Origin of the sequence: Paenibacillus montaniterrae (assembly GCF_018403185.1) — a bacterium.
Lineage (GTDB): Bacteria > Bacillota > Bacilli > Paenibacillales > Paenibacillaceae > Pristimantibacillus > Pristimantibacillus montaniterrae.
Genome location: NZ_BOSE01000005.1, coordinates 162,585 through 179,119, shown reverse-complemented (window position 1 = coordinate 179,119; position 16,535 = coordinate 162,585). Strand labels below are relative to the sequence as shown.

At 48.2% G+C, this 16,535-nt stretch carries 14 protein-coding genes; 12 read left to right on the top strand and 2 right to left on the bottom strand.

Annotation, left to right across the window (positions count from 1 at the left end; all coding sequences use genetic code 11):
• Positions 1-394 precede the first annotated feature (394 nt).
• The 7 genes from KJS52_RS27745 to KJS52_RS27735 all read left to right on the top strand — a co-directional run bounded on the left by KJS52_RS27745 (position 395) and on the right by KJS52_RS27735 (position 6,675).
• Entirely contained in the window at positions 395-1,591 is a 1,197-nt protein-coding gene (locus KJS52_RS27745; protein WP_213516889.1) for a hypothetical protein, read from the top strand.
• Between the two features lie 167 nt (positions 1,592-1,758).
• A complete protein-coding gene (locus KJS52_RS14580; protein ID WP_213516471.1) occupies positions 1,759-2,178 on the top strand; it encodes a DUF1259 domain-containing protein in 420 nt (139 codons plus the stop codon).
• Positions 2,179-2,227: 49 nt separating this feature from the next.
• Entirely contained in the window at positions 2,228-2,668 is a 441-nt protein-coding gene (locus KJS52_RS14575; protein ID WP_213516469.1) for a DUF1259 domain-containing protein, read from the top strand.
• A gap of 393 nt (positions 2,669-3,061) precedes the next feature.
• Positions 3,062-3,922 carry a collagen-like domain-containing protein gene (locus tag KJS52_RS27740; protein ID WP_213516467.1) on the top strand — a complete coding sequence of 287 codons (861 nt, stop codon included), beginning with the start codon at positions 3,062-3,064 and terminating at the stop codon, positions 3,920-3,922.
• Positions 3,923-3,965: 43 nt separating this feature from the next.
• Positions 3,966-4,769, top strand: coding sequence for a collagen-like triple helix repeat-containing protein (locus KJS52_RS27415; RefSeq protein ID WP_246563578.1), 804 nt, complete (start codon positions 3,966-3,968; stop codon positions 4,767-4,769).
• Between the two features lie 49 nt (positions 4,770-4,818).
• Complete coding sequence (locus tag KJS52_RS27910; protein ID WP_373871365.1) at positions 4,819-5,610, top strand: collagen-like domain-containing protein; 792 nt, start codon at positions 4,819-4,821, stop codon at positions 5,608-5,610.
• A 195-nt stretch (positions 5,611-5,805) separates the two neighbouring features.
• Positions 5,806-6,675: a hypothetical protein gene (locus KJS52_RS27735; protein ID WP_281425603.1), complete on the top strand. Its 870-nt coding sequence runs from the start codon at positions 5,806-5,808 to the stop codon at positions 6,673-6,675.
• Between the two features lie 9 nt (positions 6,676-6,684).
• Here KJS52_RS27735 and KJS52_RS14550 read toward each other — a convergent pair whose 3' ends face one another.
• Positions 6,685-7,530 (bottom strand): AraC family transcriptional regulator, encoded by an 846-nt coding sequence (locus tag KJS52_RS14550; RefSeq protein WP_213516465.1) that lies wholly within the window; start codon positions 7,528-7,530, stop codon positions 6,685-6,687.
• 119 nt (positions 7,531-7,649) lie between these two features.
• Between KJS52_RS14550 and KJS52_RS14545 the strand changes: the two genes are divergently transcribed.
• Positions 7,650-9,701: a beta-galactosidase gene (locus KJS52_RS14545; protein WP_213516463.1), complete on the top strand. Its 2,052-nt coding sequence runs from the start codon at positions 7,650-7,652 to the stop codon at positions 9,699-9,701.
• Positions 9,702-10,005: 304 nt separating this feature from the next.
• Positions 10,006-10,794 (top strand): hypothetical protein, encoded by a 789-nt coding sequence (locus KJS52_RS27730; protein ID WP_281425602.1) that lies wholly within the window; start codon positions 10,006-10,008, stop codon positions 10,792-10,794.
• 156 nt (positions 10,795-10,950) lie between these two features.
• On the opposite strand, the gene KJS52_RS14535 is transcribed toward KJS52_RS27730, so the two are convergent.
• Positions 10,951-11,814 carry an AraC family transcriptional regulator gene (locus KJS52_RS14535; protein ID WP_213516461.1) on the bottom strand — a complete coding sequence of 288 codons (864 nt, stop codon included), beginning with the start codon at positions 11,812-11,814 and terminating at the stop codon, positions 10,951-10,953.
• A gap of 128 nt (positions 11,815-11,942) precedes the next feature.
• Between KJS52_RS14535 and KJS52_RS14530 the strand changes: the two genes are divergently transcribed.
• The 3 genes from KJS52_RS14530 (at position 11,943) to KJS52_RS14520 (ending at position 16,274) form a co-directional block, all read left to right on the top strand.
• A complete protein-coding gene (locus KJS52_RS14530) occupies positions 11,943-13,235 on the top strand; it encodes a Gfo/Idh/MocA family oxidoreductase (protein ID WP_213516459.1) in 1,293 nt (430 codons plus the stop codon).
• Positions 13,236-13,256: 21 nt separating this feature from the next.
• A complete protein-coding gene (gene uxaC, locus KJS52_RS14525; protein WP_213516457.1) occupies positions 13,257-14,672 on the top strand; it encodes a glucuronate isomerase in 1,416 nt (471 codons plus the stop codon).
• Between the two features lie 477 nt (positions 14,673-15,149).
• Positions 15,150-16,274 carry a glycoside hydrolase family 88 protein gene (locus KJS52_RS14520; RefSeq protein ID WP_213516455.1) on the top strand — a complete coding sequence of 375 codons (1,125 nt, stop codon included), beginning with the start codon at positions 15,150-15,152 and terminating at the stop codon, positions 16,272-16,274.
• The last annotated feature ends 261 nt before the right edge of the window (positions 16,275-16,535 follow it).

Genomic DNA, 16,535 nt, shown 5'->3' with positions numbered 1-16,535 from the left:
CTCCGAGGACAGCCAATTTTGCCGAATTTTCGTTCCATGCAAGGCGCGTTTGGGAAGGCGTACCGGGCGTACGTCAAGCAAACGGAACGAAGCAGGGGGCGAAAAGGCGGTGAAAGGGGCCTCTGAGCGGGTTTTCAGACACGCCCTAGTAAATTACGCGTTTGCAAAAACTTTTTAATTGGTCATCCCTACTACCTTTCGCAGCTGTATTGCGAGAGGTTGTTTTTTTGTAGTGCAGATCGCGTACAAGGTAATAAATGTGATACACGTGCCTGTACTCATTTTTAACAGTAGGTGGACGCATAAGCGGAATAATACTGATTTTCATATAATGAAAGTATTTGAGAAGGAGGTGAAATGACTAATGTATCTCGGGAGAAAAAAGAAAATATGTATGAAAAAACGTAAAAAAGCGCTTCTATGCCCGCCAAGATCACGGAGAACAATAAAAAAATGTATAATAGTTAAGCGTGGAAAAATGGGGCTGCCAGGCGAAAAAGGAGAAGTGGGTGACATTGGCCCAACCGGTCCAACAGGTCCAGCAGGGCCAATAGGTCCAACAGGCGCGACGGGGGCAGGCGCGACAGGGGCAACAGGCGCACCGGGATCGACTGGCCCAACAGGCGCGACGGGTGCAGGTGCGACGGGAGCAACCGGCCCAACAGGAGCGACCGGCGCGACAGGAGCAACCGGCCCGACGGGGGCAACTGGTGCAGGTGTGCCGGGAGCAACCGGCCCAACAGGAGCGACCGGCGCGACAGGAGCAACCGGCCCGACGGGGGCAACTGGTGCAGGTGTGCCGGGAGCAACCGGCCCAACAGGCGCGACAGGTGCAGCGGGAGCAACCGGCCCAACAGGCGCGACAGGTGTACCAGGAGAAGCGGGGCCAGCAGGAGCAACAGGAGCAACCGGCCCAGCAGGAGAGCCGGGCCCAACAGGCGGGTTTGATATCGGTGAGCCACTGTTTAATGTAACCTCGCCAGGAGGTACAAGCGCAATTCCTTTTGGCGGGACGTTAAATCTGGAGCCAGGAGGAAATATTTTCATTAATGTACAAGAGGAGCCTGACAGGACTACAGTGTTCTTTGACGTTAGACCGATGATTACAGATCCGAATGGCTTCTCTGCGATTACGACAGCAACAGGTATTTCTGCGACTACCCAGATTGGGGGCTGGTCTACAAATCCGCCTTACTATAATTTTTTTGGCTTGTTCGACAGCGGATCAGGGACTTATTCTGTTCCAATGCCAGGCGTGTACTCGGTCTATGCGACAATTAGCTATAATCTAACGACGCCTCCAACCTCCTCCATAGGAAGCGATATTCTTCCTTACTTTAGCGTAAGAGATTTAGCCTCTGGCACAGACCTTATTTCAGGAGTGCTGCCTATTATCGATCTTAATTTCACGGATTTTACTGGACGCGCTTTGCTTGGAGCTGGTACGGTTACTTTGGCCGGAGACCTGCAGTTTAACGGCGGTGAACAATTAGGATTGTTTTACGTGGACAATGGCTTAACATTGACGCTCAATATCGGAATTGTACCTCCTGGTATCATATGGTCTATTCATCAATCCGTAATTTTATAAATACTGAAAAAAGACCAATCTTTCGTCTATTTGCTGGACGAAGGGTTGGTCTTTTTGATGGTCAAATAAGAGAAAAATGGAAAATTATTCAAAAATGGGGTATCGCCCGTTACATTTAGCTCCTTGGGTCATAGATTATTGTGAACAAAAAAATAAGGAGGAGTTAAATGTCGCACCAAGTAAAAGCAAGCTCGCATTTTAAGCAGCTCTGTTCTGAGTTTGGAGATATTTTAGGAGGTGAATCATCGATTGAACCAGGTCCGGTTTGTTTTGTTACACGGTTGACGAATTTGCACGAAACCATTCTGGGAAGAAGATCACGTTCACCTCTTGTCCGAATGCAGATGTTCTCATTTGAGTCGCTGGATTCTTCCGATCGTGCATTATGCTTGGGAGAAACAGCCGTTCATCAAAATCAGGTCAATCGCTTAATAACCAACCTGCGCAAGCACGGAATAAAAGTGACCTCGGTTCATAATCATTGGCTGTTTGAAAACCCGCGGTTAATGTATATGCATTGGGAAGCGATCATGAATCCTATTGTGTTTGCCAGAAGAACGAAGGAATCAATATCGTTTTTAGGTTAAAGATCAATGAATAAGCTTTGCATTCGATGCTAATGAAAGGATGATATAGTTGAGTCTTCATGTAAAAGAAGGACATCACGTAAAAGCAAGTCATCACTTTAGGAAGCTGTGTGATCGTTTTTCAGCTATTTTAGGCGGAACAGAGCACATGATTACAGAAGGTCCTGTTTGTTTTGTCTCAAGAAGTCGTTCATTTCAGGAAACGATTTTAGGAAGACGTACGACCTCTCCTTTAGTACGATATCAATTGTTTTCATTTGAATCGCTGGACAGCTCCGGAAAGGCGCTTTGTTTAGGAGAAACGGCAGTTTTTCAGCATCAGGTTAATCAGCTGCTGACCAATTTACGCAAAAATGGAATAAAAGTAACGGCAGTTCATAATCATTGGCTGTTCGAAGAACCTCGTCTAATATATGTTCATTGGGAGTCGATCGATAATCCAATTGCCTTTGCCAAAAAAGTAAAGCGTTCGATTGCTTTCATAGGGTAAGGAAAACAGAGTCACTGCAAGCGTTGTAAAGTTCAGGGGAACATAAATAATCGGAGAGAGGCTGTGAGAGCTTGCTGGGCGCATGGCGATCACAACCTCTTTTTTTACCTCTGACTTTCGCACATTTATGCTCGGGAGGTAACTTTTCCTACACCAAATTTGAATAGCGTACATATCATTAACATGTACCATGCTTCAAACATTCAAATAATCGATCGCTGGGAAAGTCCTTACAATGATCTTGAGAGCTGAATAAACGCGGCGAATCGCATGCGTTAGTTGGACATGTCTGGCAAACACAGCAAGATTGTATGTGGACTGGTGCGAAAATCTTAAATTCATTGTTCTGGCCAATTGCTATGAACAAATGTGATGTAAAGGAGCTTGCTGTATATGGCTATTGAAGACGAAAACGTGCAAGTTGAGCAAGAGGTCGGTCCGACAGGACCAATTGGACGCCATGGACAAAATGGCTTAAGTGGTCAAAATGGAGAAAATGGTCATACAGGCCCCACGGGTCCAACAGGTCCAACTGGAAAAAATGGCTTGATTGGACTGAATGGGTTTAACGGTCTCAAGGGTCCGACCGGTCTGAAAGGAGAAAGCGGCCCAACGGGCCCAGCAGGAGCAGCCGGAGCAGGGACACCAGGTCCGACGGGCCCAACCGGAGCAGGAATGCCAGGCCCAACGGGACCGACAGGTGGAGCGCCAGGTGCAACGGGTCCAACTGGAGCGTCAGGTGCAACAGGGCCGGCTGGCCCGACAGGAAGTGGAGAAGCAGGTCCTACGGGCCCAACCGGAGAGTCTGGCCCAGCCGGCCCAATCGGTCCAACCGGTCCGCAAGGAATTTCAGGTGCGGCTGCTACTTTCTATAGCTTTAGCAATATTGATAAGGTGAACGCGCCGCATCAAATCTTGAATCAGGATTTAAGCATGCTTGAATCCAATCAAGCGTATCAATTTACTCTTGCGTTCACTTACCAATACAGCGTAAACAATAACACATTTGCTGATGCAACATTTCAGATATCCTGGGAGAATAATAGTGAAACCTTTAAAATCGCCTTCCCTTCGGGTCAGTCTACTGATAATCAAATTTACGACTATCCTTTCTATTTAAGAAAATCATTTACATCATCGGCCCATTCATTTGTAACAGCGGAGCTTATAGCAAGTACTAACATAGCAAGTTCCAGTTCCAATTTTCATGGTATAGAGCTGATTATTAATAAGGTAACGATCGCTTCTTCCTGATTCGTGACACGATATCATGTTTAAGAAAAGGAGTCAGATGGAAATGACAAATGAAAAGCAACATGTGCAAGTCCAGCAGGAGGTCGGTCCAACCGGTCCCACGGGCCCGACAGGTCCAACTGGACAAAATGGCTTGAATGGACAGAATGGGTCTAACGGTCCCACGGGTCCGACTGGTCTGAAAGGAGAAAGCGGCCCAACAGGCCCAACTGGCGCAGGAACGCCAGGCCCAACGGGCCCGACCGGAGCAGCAGGAAGGCCAGGCCCAACGGGCCCGACAGGAGAGTCAGGGGAAACAGGCCCAACCGGGGCGCCAGGTGTAATAGGCCCGACAGGCCCTACAGGAAACGGAGAAGCAGGTCCCACAGGCCCAACCGGAGCGCCTGGCTCAACGGGTCCCACGGGCCCAACCGGTCCGACAGGAGCGCCAGGTGCAACGGACCCGACTGCAGTTCCTATTTTATATAGCTTTAGCAATATTGATCAGGTGAACGCGCCGCATCAAATCTTGCATCAGGATCTAAGCACGCTTGAACCCAATCAAACGTATCAATTTACTCTTGCGTTCACTTACCAATATAGTGTAAACAATAACACACAAGGTGAGGCAACATTTGAGATATCCAGTGAGAATTATAGTGAAGCCTTTACAATCTCCCTCCCTTCGGATCAATTTACTGATAACCGAGTTTACGACTTTCCTTTCTATTTAACAAAATCATTCACAGCATCGAGCAATTCATTTGTAACAGCGGAATTTACAAGCAGTTATAACATGGTAAGTTCCAGTTCCAATTTTCATGACATAGAGCTAATTATTAATAAGGTAACGATCGCCTCTTCCTGATTCGATACAGCGATACGATATCATGTTTAAGAAAAGGAGCCAGATGGAAATGACAAATGAAGAACAACATGTGCAAGTCCAGCAGGAGGCTGGTCCAACTGGTCCCACGGGCCCGACAGGTCCAACTGGACAAAATGGCTTGAATGGACAGAATGGGTTTAACGGTCCCACGGGTCCGACTGGTCTGAAAGGAGAAATCGGCCCAACAGGCCCAACTGGCACAGGAACGCCAGGCCCAACGGGCCCGACTGGTGCAGCAGGAAGGCCAGGCCCAACGGGTCCAACCGGAGCAGGAACGCCGGGGGCAACAGGCCCGAAAGGAGCACCAGGTGCAACAGGTCCGACTGGCCCGACAGGAAGCGGAGAAGCAGGTCCCACGGGACCGGCTGGAGTAGGAACGCCAGGTGCAACGGGCCCAACCGGAGCGCCAGGTGCAACGGGACCGGCTGAAATTCCTATTTTCTATAGCTTTAGCAATATTGATCAGGTGAATCAGCCGGTTCAAATCTTGCATCAGGATCTAAGCACGTTTGATTCCAATCAAACGTATCAATTCACTCTTTTTTTCATTTACCAATATTGTGTAAATGAAAACCAATTTGCTGATGCAACATTTCAGATATCCTGGGAGAATCATAGTGAAACATTTAAACTCGCATTATCTTCGATTAATTTTGCTTATTCCCCATTTTACAGCTATCCTTTCTATTTAACAAAATCATTTACAGCGTCGGCCCATTCATTTGTAACAGCGGAGCTTACAGCAAGTACTAACATGAAGCCTTTTGGGTCGAGTTTTCATGATATAGCACTGATTATTAAGAAAATAACGATCCCTTGATTTAGTATGCCGTTCCCACGGGCCCTGCAGGTCCGACAGGGGTACCAGGTGCAACAGAAGCACTCGGCCTACAATTTACAATAACATCTATATTCCGGACGATGTGGCCGGAGTTGTAACAGTTTATATTTCCTGATTTGTGACCCGCTTCGTTAATGGCCGAAAGCAATTAGAATGTAAAGGAGTTTGTTGTATATGACAACAGAAGATCAAAAGTTTCAAGCTCAACAGGAGATAGGCCCAACGGGTCCAACGGGTCCAACTGGACCGAGAGGCTTAAATGGACAGAACGGATTTAACGGCACGACAGGTCCAACTGGTCCGACAGGAACAGGAGCAACGGGTCCAACTGGTCCCACTGGATCGCAAGGAGAAACGGGCTCAACAGGCCCAGCCGGAGCAACTGGCCCGACAGGAACAGGAGCAACGGGTCCAACTGGTCCCACTGGATCGCAAGGAGAAACGGGCTCAACGGGTCCAGCCGGAGCAACTGGACCGACAGGACCAACAGGTCCGCAAGGGGAAACAGGCTCAACAGGGCCAGTCGGAGCAACTGGCCCGCAAGGAGAAACAGGCCCAAAAGGGGACACCGGTTCGTCAGGTCCAACTGGTCCGGCGGGGGTTTCACCGGGATTTGCTCAATATGTATGTACCCAAACTTATACACTGAGTAGTGGGGGAGGAGGTCCTATTTACGGATTTAATACAACTGCCAACCCGGTGCTCGGAAATTTGATTAATATCGATAGCACGGGAACTATATTTCAGTTGGCGGAGAATCATATTTATATGGTTCAGTTTCAAATAGTATTATCCTGTGAAAGTGGAGATACAATATCGGCTTACCTGCAATATTCCACTGACCAACAAAATTGGAACGATTACGGCCCAGGATATACTTTAGACGATTGGAATAATAATACTATCAATTTTGCAACATTGAGTAGCTCTGCCTTAATTACTGGAGGACAATATATACGTTTGTATGTAGATATTACTGTCCCGGTAACTTTATATTATAATTCTGGACCTTCAGCAACTATAAGCATTATGGCTTTGACGTGACTATACGATTCAATTCACCGAGCTGCTCCCCGTACCGTAGAGCTTGCGATATGACTCTGGCGTCATACCTACCTTTTGATGAAAAGTAGCAACGAAATGGCTTGCGTCGCGGAAGCCAACTGCCTCGCCTATGCGGCGAACAGTCCAATCTGGACGAGACGGAAGCCATTCCTTCGCCTTGCGCAGCCGTAATTGAATTAAATATGCATATGCAGTCTGACCAAACAGCTCGCGAAATTTTTCGTTTAGCTGCCGTTCACCAATGCCAAGCTGCGCAGCCATTTCCGCCAATCCGATTTCCGGGTTGGCGAATTCATTTTCCAGCCAATTCAATAGTCCTTGAACACGCTCCAATTGCTTTGACATCGACGGTCGGTTAGCCTCTGTAAAGGCATCAGTTCTCAGCTGCGTTAGAAATTGATACAAATTAACCGAGTAGCGCCATCCTGAAGGATCACCGCCCGATTCAGCAAATGTCAATAAGTCTTCTAGCTGCGCAGTGATTTGATCGCTGCCTGCTTCCCATTGAAAGCGTTCTATATTGCTCCAACCGAGTGATTGCACAAAGCTTGCTGCCAGGCTTCCATGAAAGGTGATGTAGCCAGTCAGCCAGCGTTCGCTCCTTGCTTCATAGCGATGCGGTGTTCCCGGAGCGAACAAAACGCCTGAATGCTCCGGAATCTTCCATGTTCTGCCGTTTGCCGAAAGCTCGCCTTCGCCTTCGAGCGTCTGAAGCCAGTGGAAATAAGGGTAACCGTCTGGACGATTTAGCGGTTCTTGGTCGGGATTAATTCCAATGGTCTCCAGCTGCAGTGGAAGCAGTTCAGTTGGCAAGGCGGGAACGGCACGTCGCATATTAAAAACCTCCATATTCTTATATGATAAAGCTGTAATTTTATATTGGATATTGTAATTATAAGTCATATTATAAAGGTGTAAATGCAATTTTATCATATAAGATGAGGTGTGAGAATATGATCAACGCAAGCAAGCCGAAAATTTGGTACGGTGGAGATTATAATCCCGATCAATGGGAAAAGCAGGTTTGGGACGAGGATCTGCGCATGTTCAAGCTGGCAGGCATCGATGTGGCGACATTAAACGTATTTGCCTGGGCTAAAAATCAGCCGGACGAGGATACGTATGATTTTGGCTGGCTCGATGAGATGATGGACAAGCTTCATGCTGATGGCATAGGTGTTTGTCTGGCAACGAGCACGGCAGCGCATCCTGCCTGGATGGCGCGCAAATATCCAGATGTACTTCAGGTCGATTTTAACGGCAACAAACGTAAATTTGGCGGCCGCCACAATTCCTGTCCAAACAGTCCGACCTACCGTAAGTATGCAGTACGCATGGCGGAAAAGCTTGCTGAGCGTTACAAGGATCATCCAGCCTTGCTCATTTGGCATATTAACAATGAATACGGCGGTGCGGGAAATTGCTACTGCGACAACTGCGAAGCGGCTTTCCGCGAATGGCTCAAGGAGCGCTATGGCACATTGGAAGCAGTAAACCGCGCCTGGAATACCGGATTCTGGGGACATACGTTCCACGACTGGGAGGACATTGTGCTGCCAAGCGGACGCAGTGAGGAATGGAGCGGCGCGAACGGACGGACAGAGACGAACTTCCAGGGCATCTCGCTCGATTACATGCGCTTCTATTCTGACAGCTTGCTTGAATGCTATAAGCTGGAGCATGAGGCTGTCAAAAAGTATACGCCTAACATTCCAGTCACAACGAATTTGATGGGAGCCTTCAAAAAGCTCGACTATCATAAATGGGCCAAGCATATGGATGTTGTATCGTGGGATAATTACCCTCGATTCGATACGCCGCACAGCTACACTGGCATGATGCATGATTTGATGCGCGGTTTAAAGGATGGTCAACCGTTCATGCTGATGGAGCAGACGCCAAGTCAGCAAAACTGGCAGCCATACAACTCGCTTAAACGTCCTGGTATAATGCGTTTATGGAGCTATCAGGCGGTAGCGAGAGGTGCGGACACCATTATGTTCTTCCAGCTTCGTCGCTCAATCGGTGCTTGTGAAAAATATCATGGCGCGGTGATCGAGCATGTTGGTCATGAGCATACTCGAGTATTCCGTGAAAGCGCACAGCTCGGTGCAGAGCTAGGAAAGCTTGGCGATGCATTACTGGATTCCAGAGTAAAGGCTAAAGTTGCGATTATGTTCGATTGGGAAAATTGGTGGGCAATCGAAATGTCCAGCGGTCCGACCATTGCTCTTCGCTACGTTGACGAAGCGCATAAATACTATGACGCACTATATCGCGCAGGGATTGCCGTTGACATGGTTAGTGTGGAAGCGGACCTAAGCGATTATGAGCTTGTAATCGCACCGGTTATGTATATGGTCAAGCCGGGCGTGGCCAGCAAGCTTGAACAGTATGTTGCGGCGGGAGGCTCATTTATTACAACCTTCTTCAGCGGCATCGTGAATGAAAGCGATCTTGTTAAAGTAGGCGGCTATCCTGGCGAATTGAGAAAGCTGCTTGGCATTTGGGCTGAAGAAATTGATGCTTTGCTGCCGAGCCAGCGCAACCGCGTCGTAATTACCGATCGTAATATTGGTTTGAAATCAGAGTACGAATGCGGCATGCTGTGCGATCTGATTCATTCTGAGGGTGCGGAAGTGAAGGCTGTATACGGCGATGACTTCTATGCTGGTATGCCTGCGCTTACCGTCAACAAGTTTGGCGAAGGTGAAGCCTGGTATTTGGCAACGAGCCCGGAAACAGCGTTTTTAAGCGATTGGCTGCCGAAATTATGTGCTGATCGCGGAATTGCTCCACTTCTTGCCGATGTACCTGAAGGCGTGGAGGTAACGTTACGTGTTAAAGACGGAGTAGAATATTTGTTTGTTCTGAACCATAATGAAGCTGCGGCAACAATTGATTTGGGCAAGCAGGGCACTGAACTGCTTAGTGGGCGAACGATGCAAGGCGGCTCAGCTGAGCTAGCTGGACGTGATGTATGGATTGTGAAGCTTCATAACTAAATAGAGTACGAAAGAATCTCAATAGAAAGTTCAGATAAAGGGCATCCTCTTGAAACAGGAAGATTAGCGCTGTAAAGGCGGTCTTCTTGTTATAGAGTCGGTGTCCTTTTTTTGCCGTTTTGTTGAGCATAAACTTTGAGCATATATTCCTGGAATGAGTCATATCAATAGCTGTAGCATTGATAATAATATACCGAGAACCCCATGTTGTCGAAATAGCATTTTTTGCATGGATAGAGAATGCTAGCCTTAATCGTCTCGGCAATTACCGAGAGCTACACTAATATAAAGGAGTTTGGCAGAAATGACAACAGACGATCGGAATTTTCAAGCCGCACAGGATGTCGGCCCGACAGGCCCAACGGGTCCGACTGGACCTACAGGCCAAAGAGGGTTAAATGGGCAAAATGGTTTTAACGGTGCGCCAGGGCCAACGGGTCCGACTGGTGCAACCGGTTCGGGGGGAACTGGAGATACGGGTCCGACTGGCCCAACCGGAGATACAGGCCCGACAGGACAAAAAGGGGATACTGGCCCAGCGGGTCCAACAGGTTCGACAGGTCCAACAGGAACAGGCCCAACAGGTCCAACAGGAATAGCAGGCCCAACTGGTCCATCAGGAACAGGAGCAACGGGTCCAACAGGGGCTCCAGGCCCAGCAGGGGGGGCGCTAGGATTTGCGCAATACGCAACAGCACTTAGTTTTACCGTGAACACTTTGGATGTGGTAGTTAATGGTTTTGTTCTGGGTCCCTCTTCAGGGGGGCTGATTAGTCTGGACAGCACGAGAACTACATTCCAGTTGGCCCCTAATCATACGTATCTGGTCAATTTTCAAATTCTGTTCAAATTACCTTCCGATGAAACATATAATTTATCTGCTTATCTTATGACATCTAATGGAGATGATTTTAGTACGTATGAATCAGGAGGCGTCAATAGTACAATGTCAGTTGAAGGAGCAGCCACGTTAATTGGTTCTACTGTTGTAGAAGGCGGAGTACAGCTGCGGCTTGCTGTCGCAGCTAACGGAGCAGCGGTCTATTGCTATGATACCTACTCAGCGAGTATAAGCTTCGTTGCACTGAATTAACTGAGTTTTAACATACACGTCCCTGGGTTCATAGCGACTGAAGAGCACAAAGAGAAGGACATCTACTCTGACAGGAAGATCAGCATTGCAAGCTGCATGCTTCTTGTTAAAGGGCGGATGTTCTTTTTTCAAGCCATTCCCTTTTACGTCTTGCCATCAAGCTTGATCTCGAAATTGCGAGCGATACTCGCGCGGCGAGAGGCGGGTAAGCTCCTTGAATACCTTCTCGAAATGAGCGAAGCTGCCAAAGCCGACTTCCTCGGAAATATCGGTAATTCGCTTGTCCGTCTCGCGCAGCAGCTTTTGCGCTTCCTTCACTCGCGTCATCCCGACGTACTCCGTAAAGGCGAAGCCGGTAAGCTTTTTGAAGGTGCGGCTTAAATAGCTTTCGCTAAGGAAAAATTTGCTGCTAAGCAGCTCCAGCGTCAAGGTCTCGCGAAAATGTGCATTAATATACTGGGCAACTTCCATCATTTTTGCTTCAGTTGGCGACAGTTGATCGGCGGCAGGATCAGGCTCGGCATGCTGCATCTGGCGCGCCACATACAGCAAGGCAGCGGCAGCGGTATGCTGAACGGTCAGTCGATAGCCGGGCGGTTGCTCTTGAATTTCATGCAGCATCGTATATAGACGCTGCTCCAGCTGCAGTCTTTCACCCGGCATAACCTTGAAAATATGATGCGAGCTGCGGAATGGAGCAAGCAGCAGCTCCGCATCCGCGGAAGGAAATTGCGCAAAATAGCTGTCGTTAAAATAAAGCACCATCCGCTCATGGTCAGGCACGCCGCTATCCAAGGTACGGTGCACGACATCGCTTGGAATAATGACAAAGTCGCCAGCCTGGATCGTGTAGGAACGATCCTTAATAAAATAGACACGCTGTCCGGCAAATAAATAGTACAGCTCATAATGACTATGCATATGGCTGCTTTGCATGGAAAAATGACCTTTGCGTCGATTGTATTCTACATATAAAGGCTCTAGCGGGTTGCCATACTGCAGCTTGCTTTTTATTTTCATATGAAACGTCTCCTTGACGACAAAATATAAGAGGTTTTCTTAATATTAGCATAATATACGAGGAAAATGATGATATTTTGCTGTACATTTAATGCATAGGCCATTAAATGACAAGGAGAGCTGATAAGATGACGAAGAAAAAATATGTACAGGTTGGCGCCGGTGGACGCGCAGAGTTTTTCTATTCGGCAATCGCGACAACATATAGAGAGACGTCGGAATTGCTCGCTTTTTGTGATGTGAATCAGACGCGTATGAACTATGCCAATAAGCTGCTGCAGGAAAAATACGATTACAATGCTGTTCGCACCTACAAAAGCGAAGAGTTCGACAAAATGATCGAGACTGAAAAACCGGATTTTGTTATTGTGACGAGCGTTGATCGCACGCATCATTCGTATATTATTCGCGCAATGGAGCTTGGCTGTGATGTTATTACCGAGAAGCCGATGACGGTTGATGAGGAGAAATGCCAGGAAATCCTTGACGCAGTAGAACGGACAGGCCGCAATGTGCGCGTTACGTTCAACTATCGTTATGCGCCGCATCATACGAAAGCACGCGAGCTGATTGCAAGCGGTGTCATCGGCGATGTTACGTCTATTCATTTCGAATGGCTGCTGAATACCCAGCACGGCGCAGACTATTTCCGCAGATGGCATCGCGACAAGCGCAATAGCGGCGGCTTGCTTGTACACAAATCTACGCATCACTTTGATCTCGTTAATTTCTGGATCGGCTCTCAGCCGGATACGGTGTTTGCAATGGGGGATTTGCTGTTCTACGGTCGTGAAAATGCAGAAAATCGCGGCGTAACGAAATTTTACGATCGTGCAACTGGTCATCCGAATGCACAGGACGATCCGTTCGCATTGCCGCTGGACAGCAATGAGCATTTGAAAGCGATGTACTTGGATGCCGAAGCGGAGGACGGGTACAAACGCGACCAGAGCGTGTTTGGCGATGGTATTTCAATTGAAGATACGATGAGCGTGCTGGTAAAATATAAAAATAAAGCTCAGCTAACCTATTCGCTTAATGCATACTTGCCGTGGGAAGGCTACAATATTGCTTTTAACGGCACGAAAGGCCGGATTGAGATGAAAATTGTTGAGCAGTCCTATGTTAATTCCGGCGGAGACAAGGCGCTGGAGGGAGCGGTAAAGGGTGTAAGCATTTTAGTATTCCCGATGTTTGGCGAGCCGTATAAAGCTGAATTTGTAACAGGAGAAGGCGGTCATGGTGGTGGCGATCCAGTGCTGCTGAACGATTTGTTTGGCGTTCCGGAGTACGACGAGTTCAATCGAGCTGCCAACCATGTAGATGGCGCGCGTTCAATTTTGACGGGAATTGCAGCGAACAAATCAATTCGCACAGGGCAGGCCGTCAAGGTGGATGAGCTAGTCAAGTTTTATCAATAAGTACGAGTGAGGTGAAAGCGGATGAAAGCATTTATGGATGAGCAGTTTCTACTGAATACAGAAACGGCTGTAACGCTGTATGAGCAATTTGCCAAGTCGATGCCGATTATTGACTACCATTGTCATCTGGACCCAAAAGCGATCTATGAAGATAAGCCATTCGCCAATTTGACCGAGGTATGGCTGTATGGCGATCATTATAAGTGGCGTGCAATGCGTGCCAATGGCATTGAAGAGCAGTATGTAACAGGCGGGGAAGGCGTAAGCGACTATGATCGTTTTCTAGCCTATGCCAAAACTGTACCGATGACCTTGGGCAATCCGCTCTATCATTGGTCGCATTTGGAGCTGCGCAGATTGTTTGGCATTGATGAGCTTATTAATGAGAAAAATGCTCCAGTTATATGGGAGAAAGCGAATGCGCGTCTTGGCGAGCAGAGCTTTACACCGCGCGGCTTAATTCGAGGCTCCAATGTGCGCGTAGTATGCACAACCGATGATCCGGCTGATACGCTGGAATATCATCGCAAGCTAAGCGAGGAGCAGGAGCTTGGCTTTCAGGTAAGGCCATCTTTCCGCCCGGACAAGGCGTTGGAAATTAACCGCGCGACATTTTTGCCTTGGCTGCAGCGGCTGGAAGAGGTTAGCGGCTATCAGCTTGGCGACTATGAGCAATTGCTGAAGGCACTTGGCGCACGCGTGCAATATTTCCATGATACAGGCTGCCTGTTGTCTGATCATGCGATCGACAAGGTGATGTATGCGGAGGCAACGAAGGAGCAAGCGGCAGCGATTTATGAGAAGGCGTTGCGCGGCGAGGCTGTATCGCTTGAAGAGGAAGCGGCATATAAGTCTTATACACTGCTCTACCTGGGACGGCTATATGCTGAGCTTGGCTGGACGATGCAGCTTCATATTAAAGCGCATCGCAACAACAATAGCGCGATGTATGACAAGCTTGGTCCTGATACAGGCTATGATTCTATTAACGACGGACCGCTCGCTGAGCCGCTTGTCAAGCTGCTGGACGGGATGGAGCGTGGAGGCGGGCTGCCTCGCACAATCTTGTATTCGCTGAATGCGGCTGACAACGATGTGCTTGCTTCAATCATTGGCAGCTTCCAGGGCGGCGGTATTCCCGGGAAAATTCAGCTCGGTTCTGCCTGGTGGTTCAACGATACAATCGATGGTATGCTTGCACAGATGAAATCGCTTGCCAATATGGGGCTGCTAGCTCGTTTTGTCGGCATGCTGACGGATTCACGCAGCTTTCTCTCTTACCCGCGCCATGAATATTTCCGTCGCATTTTGTGCAATTTGCTTGGCGACTGGGTTGAAGCGGGATTAGTACCGCATGATATGGAGCTGCTGGGCTCGATTGTCGAAGGGATCTGCTATCGCAACGCTGAGCAATATTTTAACTTTGGCGCGAAGTAGAAAGTAAGGTATGGAGTAAGGAGCGAATGACACTCGTATCCTCGGAAAGCTCTCCTTTTTATGCTATGCTATGGATTGCCGTGGGTAATTGTAGCCTATTAATCTTGATACTAAAAAAGCTGAATCGCAGGTAGTGTAATGCCAGTTTTATATAAGGACTATCCAGCATAGTTTACCAGTTAATAGCCATTCGTCGATTTTGATCGATGAATGGCTATTTGATGTTGAAGGGGCTATAGATAATGCGCTTTAGGGGCGGCGCAACTTTATTAGCTCGATTAATATATCAATTACAGGATTAACAACTAAACTAAAGCATTCCGCTGAACGATTAAGTATTTTGCACCTTTCGCTGCGATTTTCGTCCAAGACTTGGCATTACTATAATTATCGTCCGTTTCCAGTAATTGTGCATGGCAGCAAAGTGTGAGACACTGAACTCAATTTGAAAGTACATCATCTCAAGGAGGCAGGTTTATGGGCGAGGCATTATGGTATGAAGAGGCTTGGCGCAGTATTGTGCAGAAGGTTTCGAAAACGAGCGAAAGAATTGCGGACGGATTTCCGCATGCATCTGTAGACGGACGTTATCAGCTTGAACGAGCGTCATGGTGGACGGCTGGATTTTGGCCAGGCTTGCTATGGCTTATCTATCGCGATACGAAGGATGAGCGCTTGCGCGCATACGCAGAATCATGTGAGCAGCAGCTTGACCAGGTCATGCTTGACTATTATCCGCTTGATCACGATATCGGATTTATGTGGACGCTTACAAGTGTGGCGAGATACAAGCTGCTAGGTGAAGAAAGCTCGAAGCGACGGGCATTGCTTGCCGCGAATTTGCTTGCTGCGAGATTTAATATAAAAGGCCGCTATATTCGCGCTTGGAATCCGTGGAGGCCAGGAGATGAGAATGCCGGCTGGGCGATTATTGATTGCATGATGAACATGCCGCTGCTCTACTGGGCATCTGAAGTAAGTGGCGATCCGCGATATAAGCATATTGCAATCGAGCATACGAATACGGTTCTGGAGCATTTTATTCGCGCAGACGGATCTGTTAATCATATTGTTGTATTCGACCCGCAAACCGGGGAACAAGTGAAGGTGCTTGGCGGGCAAGGCTACGCCCCTGAATCGGCATGGTCGCGCGGCACTTCGTGGGCGCTGTATGGTATGGCGCTTGGCTACAAGCATACGGGCAACACAGCTTATTTGGAGGCAGCCAAAAAGGTTGCGCATTATTTTATTGCCAATCTTCCAGAGGATTATGTGCCACATTGGGATTTCAGACTGCCGCCAGAGGTAACTAAATATCGTGACTCTTCAGCTGGTGCTTGTGCCGCTACGGGCCTGTTGCTGTTGTCTTCCCTCGTAAATGAGAGCGAGCAGTCCATGTACCGCGCTGCCGGCGAAAAAATATTGCAGTCGCTGTACAGCCATTATGGTGCTTGGGATCGGGAGGATGAGGAAGGCTTGATTTTGCACGGAACGAGCCATTTTCCAGAGTCGAGAAATATAGATGTGCCGCTCATCTACGGCGACTATTATTTTGCAGAGGGGATTGCCTGGCTACAAGGTCACAAAGATCTATTCTGGTAGAGGTAGGCTCAAAAATCCGACTTTGATGACGATGTGTCGCTTCGAAGCTTACTCGACGTCGAATATGGCACGCTACCGAAGGCTGCGGTGCTCACGTAGCTTTTGGCCTACGCTGCGCTCCTCGCCTTCTAGTATCGTGCCATCTTCTTGGTCCTGAAAGCCGAATTTTTGAGCCTTTCATTGGTAGAGGTAGGCTCAAAAATCCGACTTTGATGACGATGTGTCGCTTCGAAGCTTACTCGACGTCGAATATGGCACGCT

Bases quoted from the DNA above. Each gene is read 5' to 3' on its own strand.
- KJS52_RS27745 (WP_213516889.1), top strand. From the start codon at position 395: ATGAAAAAACGTAAAAAAGCGCTTCTATGCCCGCCAAGATCACGGAGA.
- KJS52_RS14580 (WP_213516471.1), top strand. From the start codon at position 1,759: ATGTCGCACCAAGTAAAAGCAAGCTCGCATTTTAAGCAGCTCTGTTCT.
- KJS52_RS27740 (WP_213516467.1), top strand. From the start codon at position 3,062: ATGGCTATTGAAGACGAAAACGTGCAAGTTGAGCAAGAGGTCGGTCCG.
- KJS52_RS27415 (WP_246563578.1), top strand. From the start codon at position 3,966: ATGACAAATGAAAAGCAACATGTGCAAGTCCAGCAGGAGGTCGGTCCA.
- KJS52_RS27910 (WP_373871365.1), top strand. From the start codon at position 4,819: ATGACAAATGAAGAACAACATGTGCAAGTCCAGCAGGAGGCTGGTCCA.
- KJS52_RS27735 (WP_281425603.1), top strand. From the start codon at position 5,806: ATGACAACAGAAGATCAAAAGTTTCAAGCTCAACAGGAGATAGGCCCA.
- KJS52_RS14550 (WP_213516465.1), bottom strand. From the start codon at position 7,530: ATGCGACGTGCCGTTCCCGCCTTGCCAACTGAACTGCTTCCACTGCAG.
- KJS52_RS14545 (WP_213516463.1), top strand. From the start codon at position 7,650: ATGATCAACGCAAGCAAGCCGAAAATTTGGTACGGTGGAGATTATAAT.
- KJS52_RS27730 (WP_281425602.1), top strand. From the start codon at position 10,006: ATGACAACAGACGATCGGAATTTTCAAGCCGCACAGGATGTCGGCCCG.
- KJS52_RS14535 (WP_213516461.1), bottom strand. From the start codon at position 11,814: ATGAAAATAAAAAGCAAGCTGCAGTATGGCAACCCGCTAGAGCCTTTA.
- KJS52_RS14530 (WP_213516459.1), top strand. From the start codon at position 11,943: ATGACGAAGAAAAAATATGTACAGGTTGGCGCCGGTGGACGCGCAGAG.
- uxaC (WP_213516457.1), top strand. From the start codon at position 13,257: ATGAAAGCATTTATGGATGAGCAGTTTCTACTGAATACAGAAACGGCT.
- KJS52_RS14520 (WP_213516455.1), top strand. From the start codon at position 15,150: ATGGGCGAGGCATTATGGTATGAAGAGGCTTGGCGCAGTATTGTGCAG.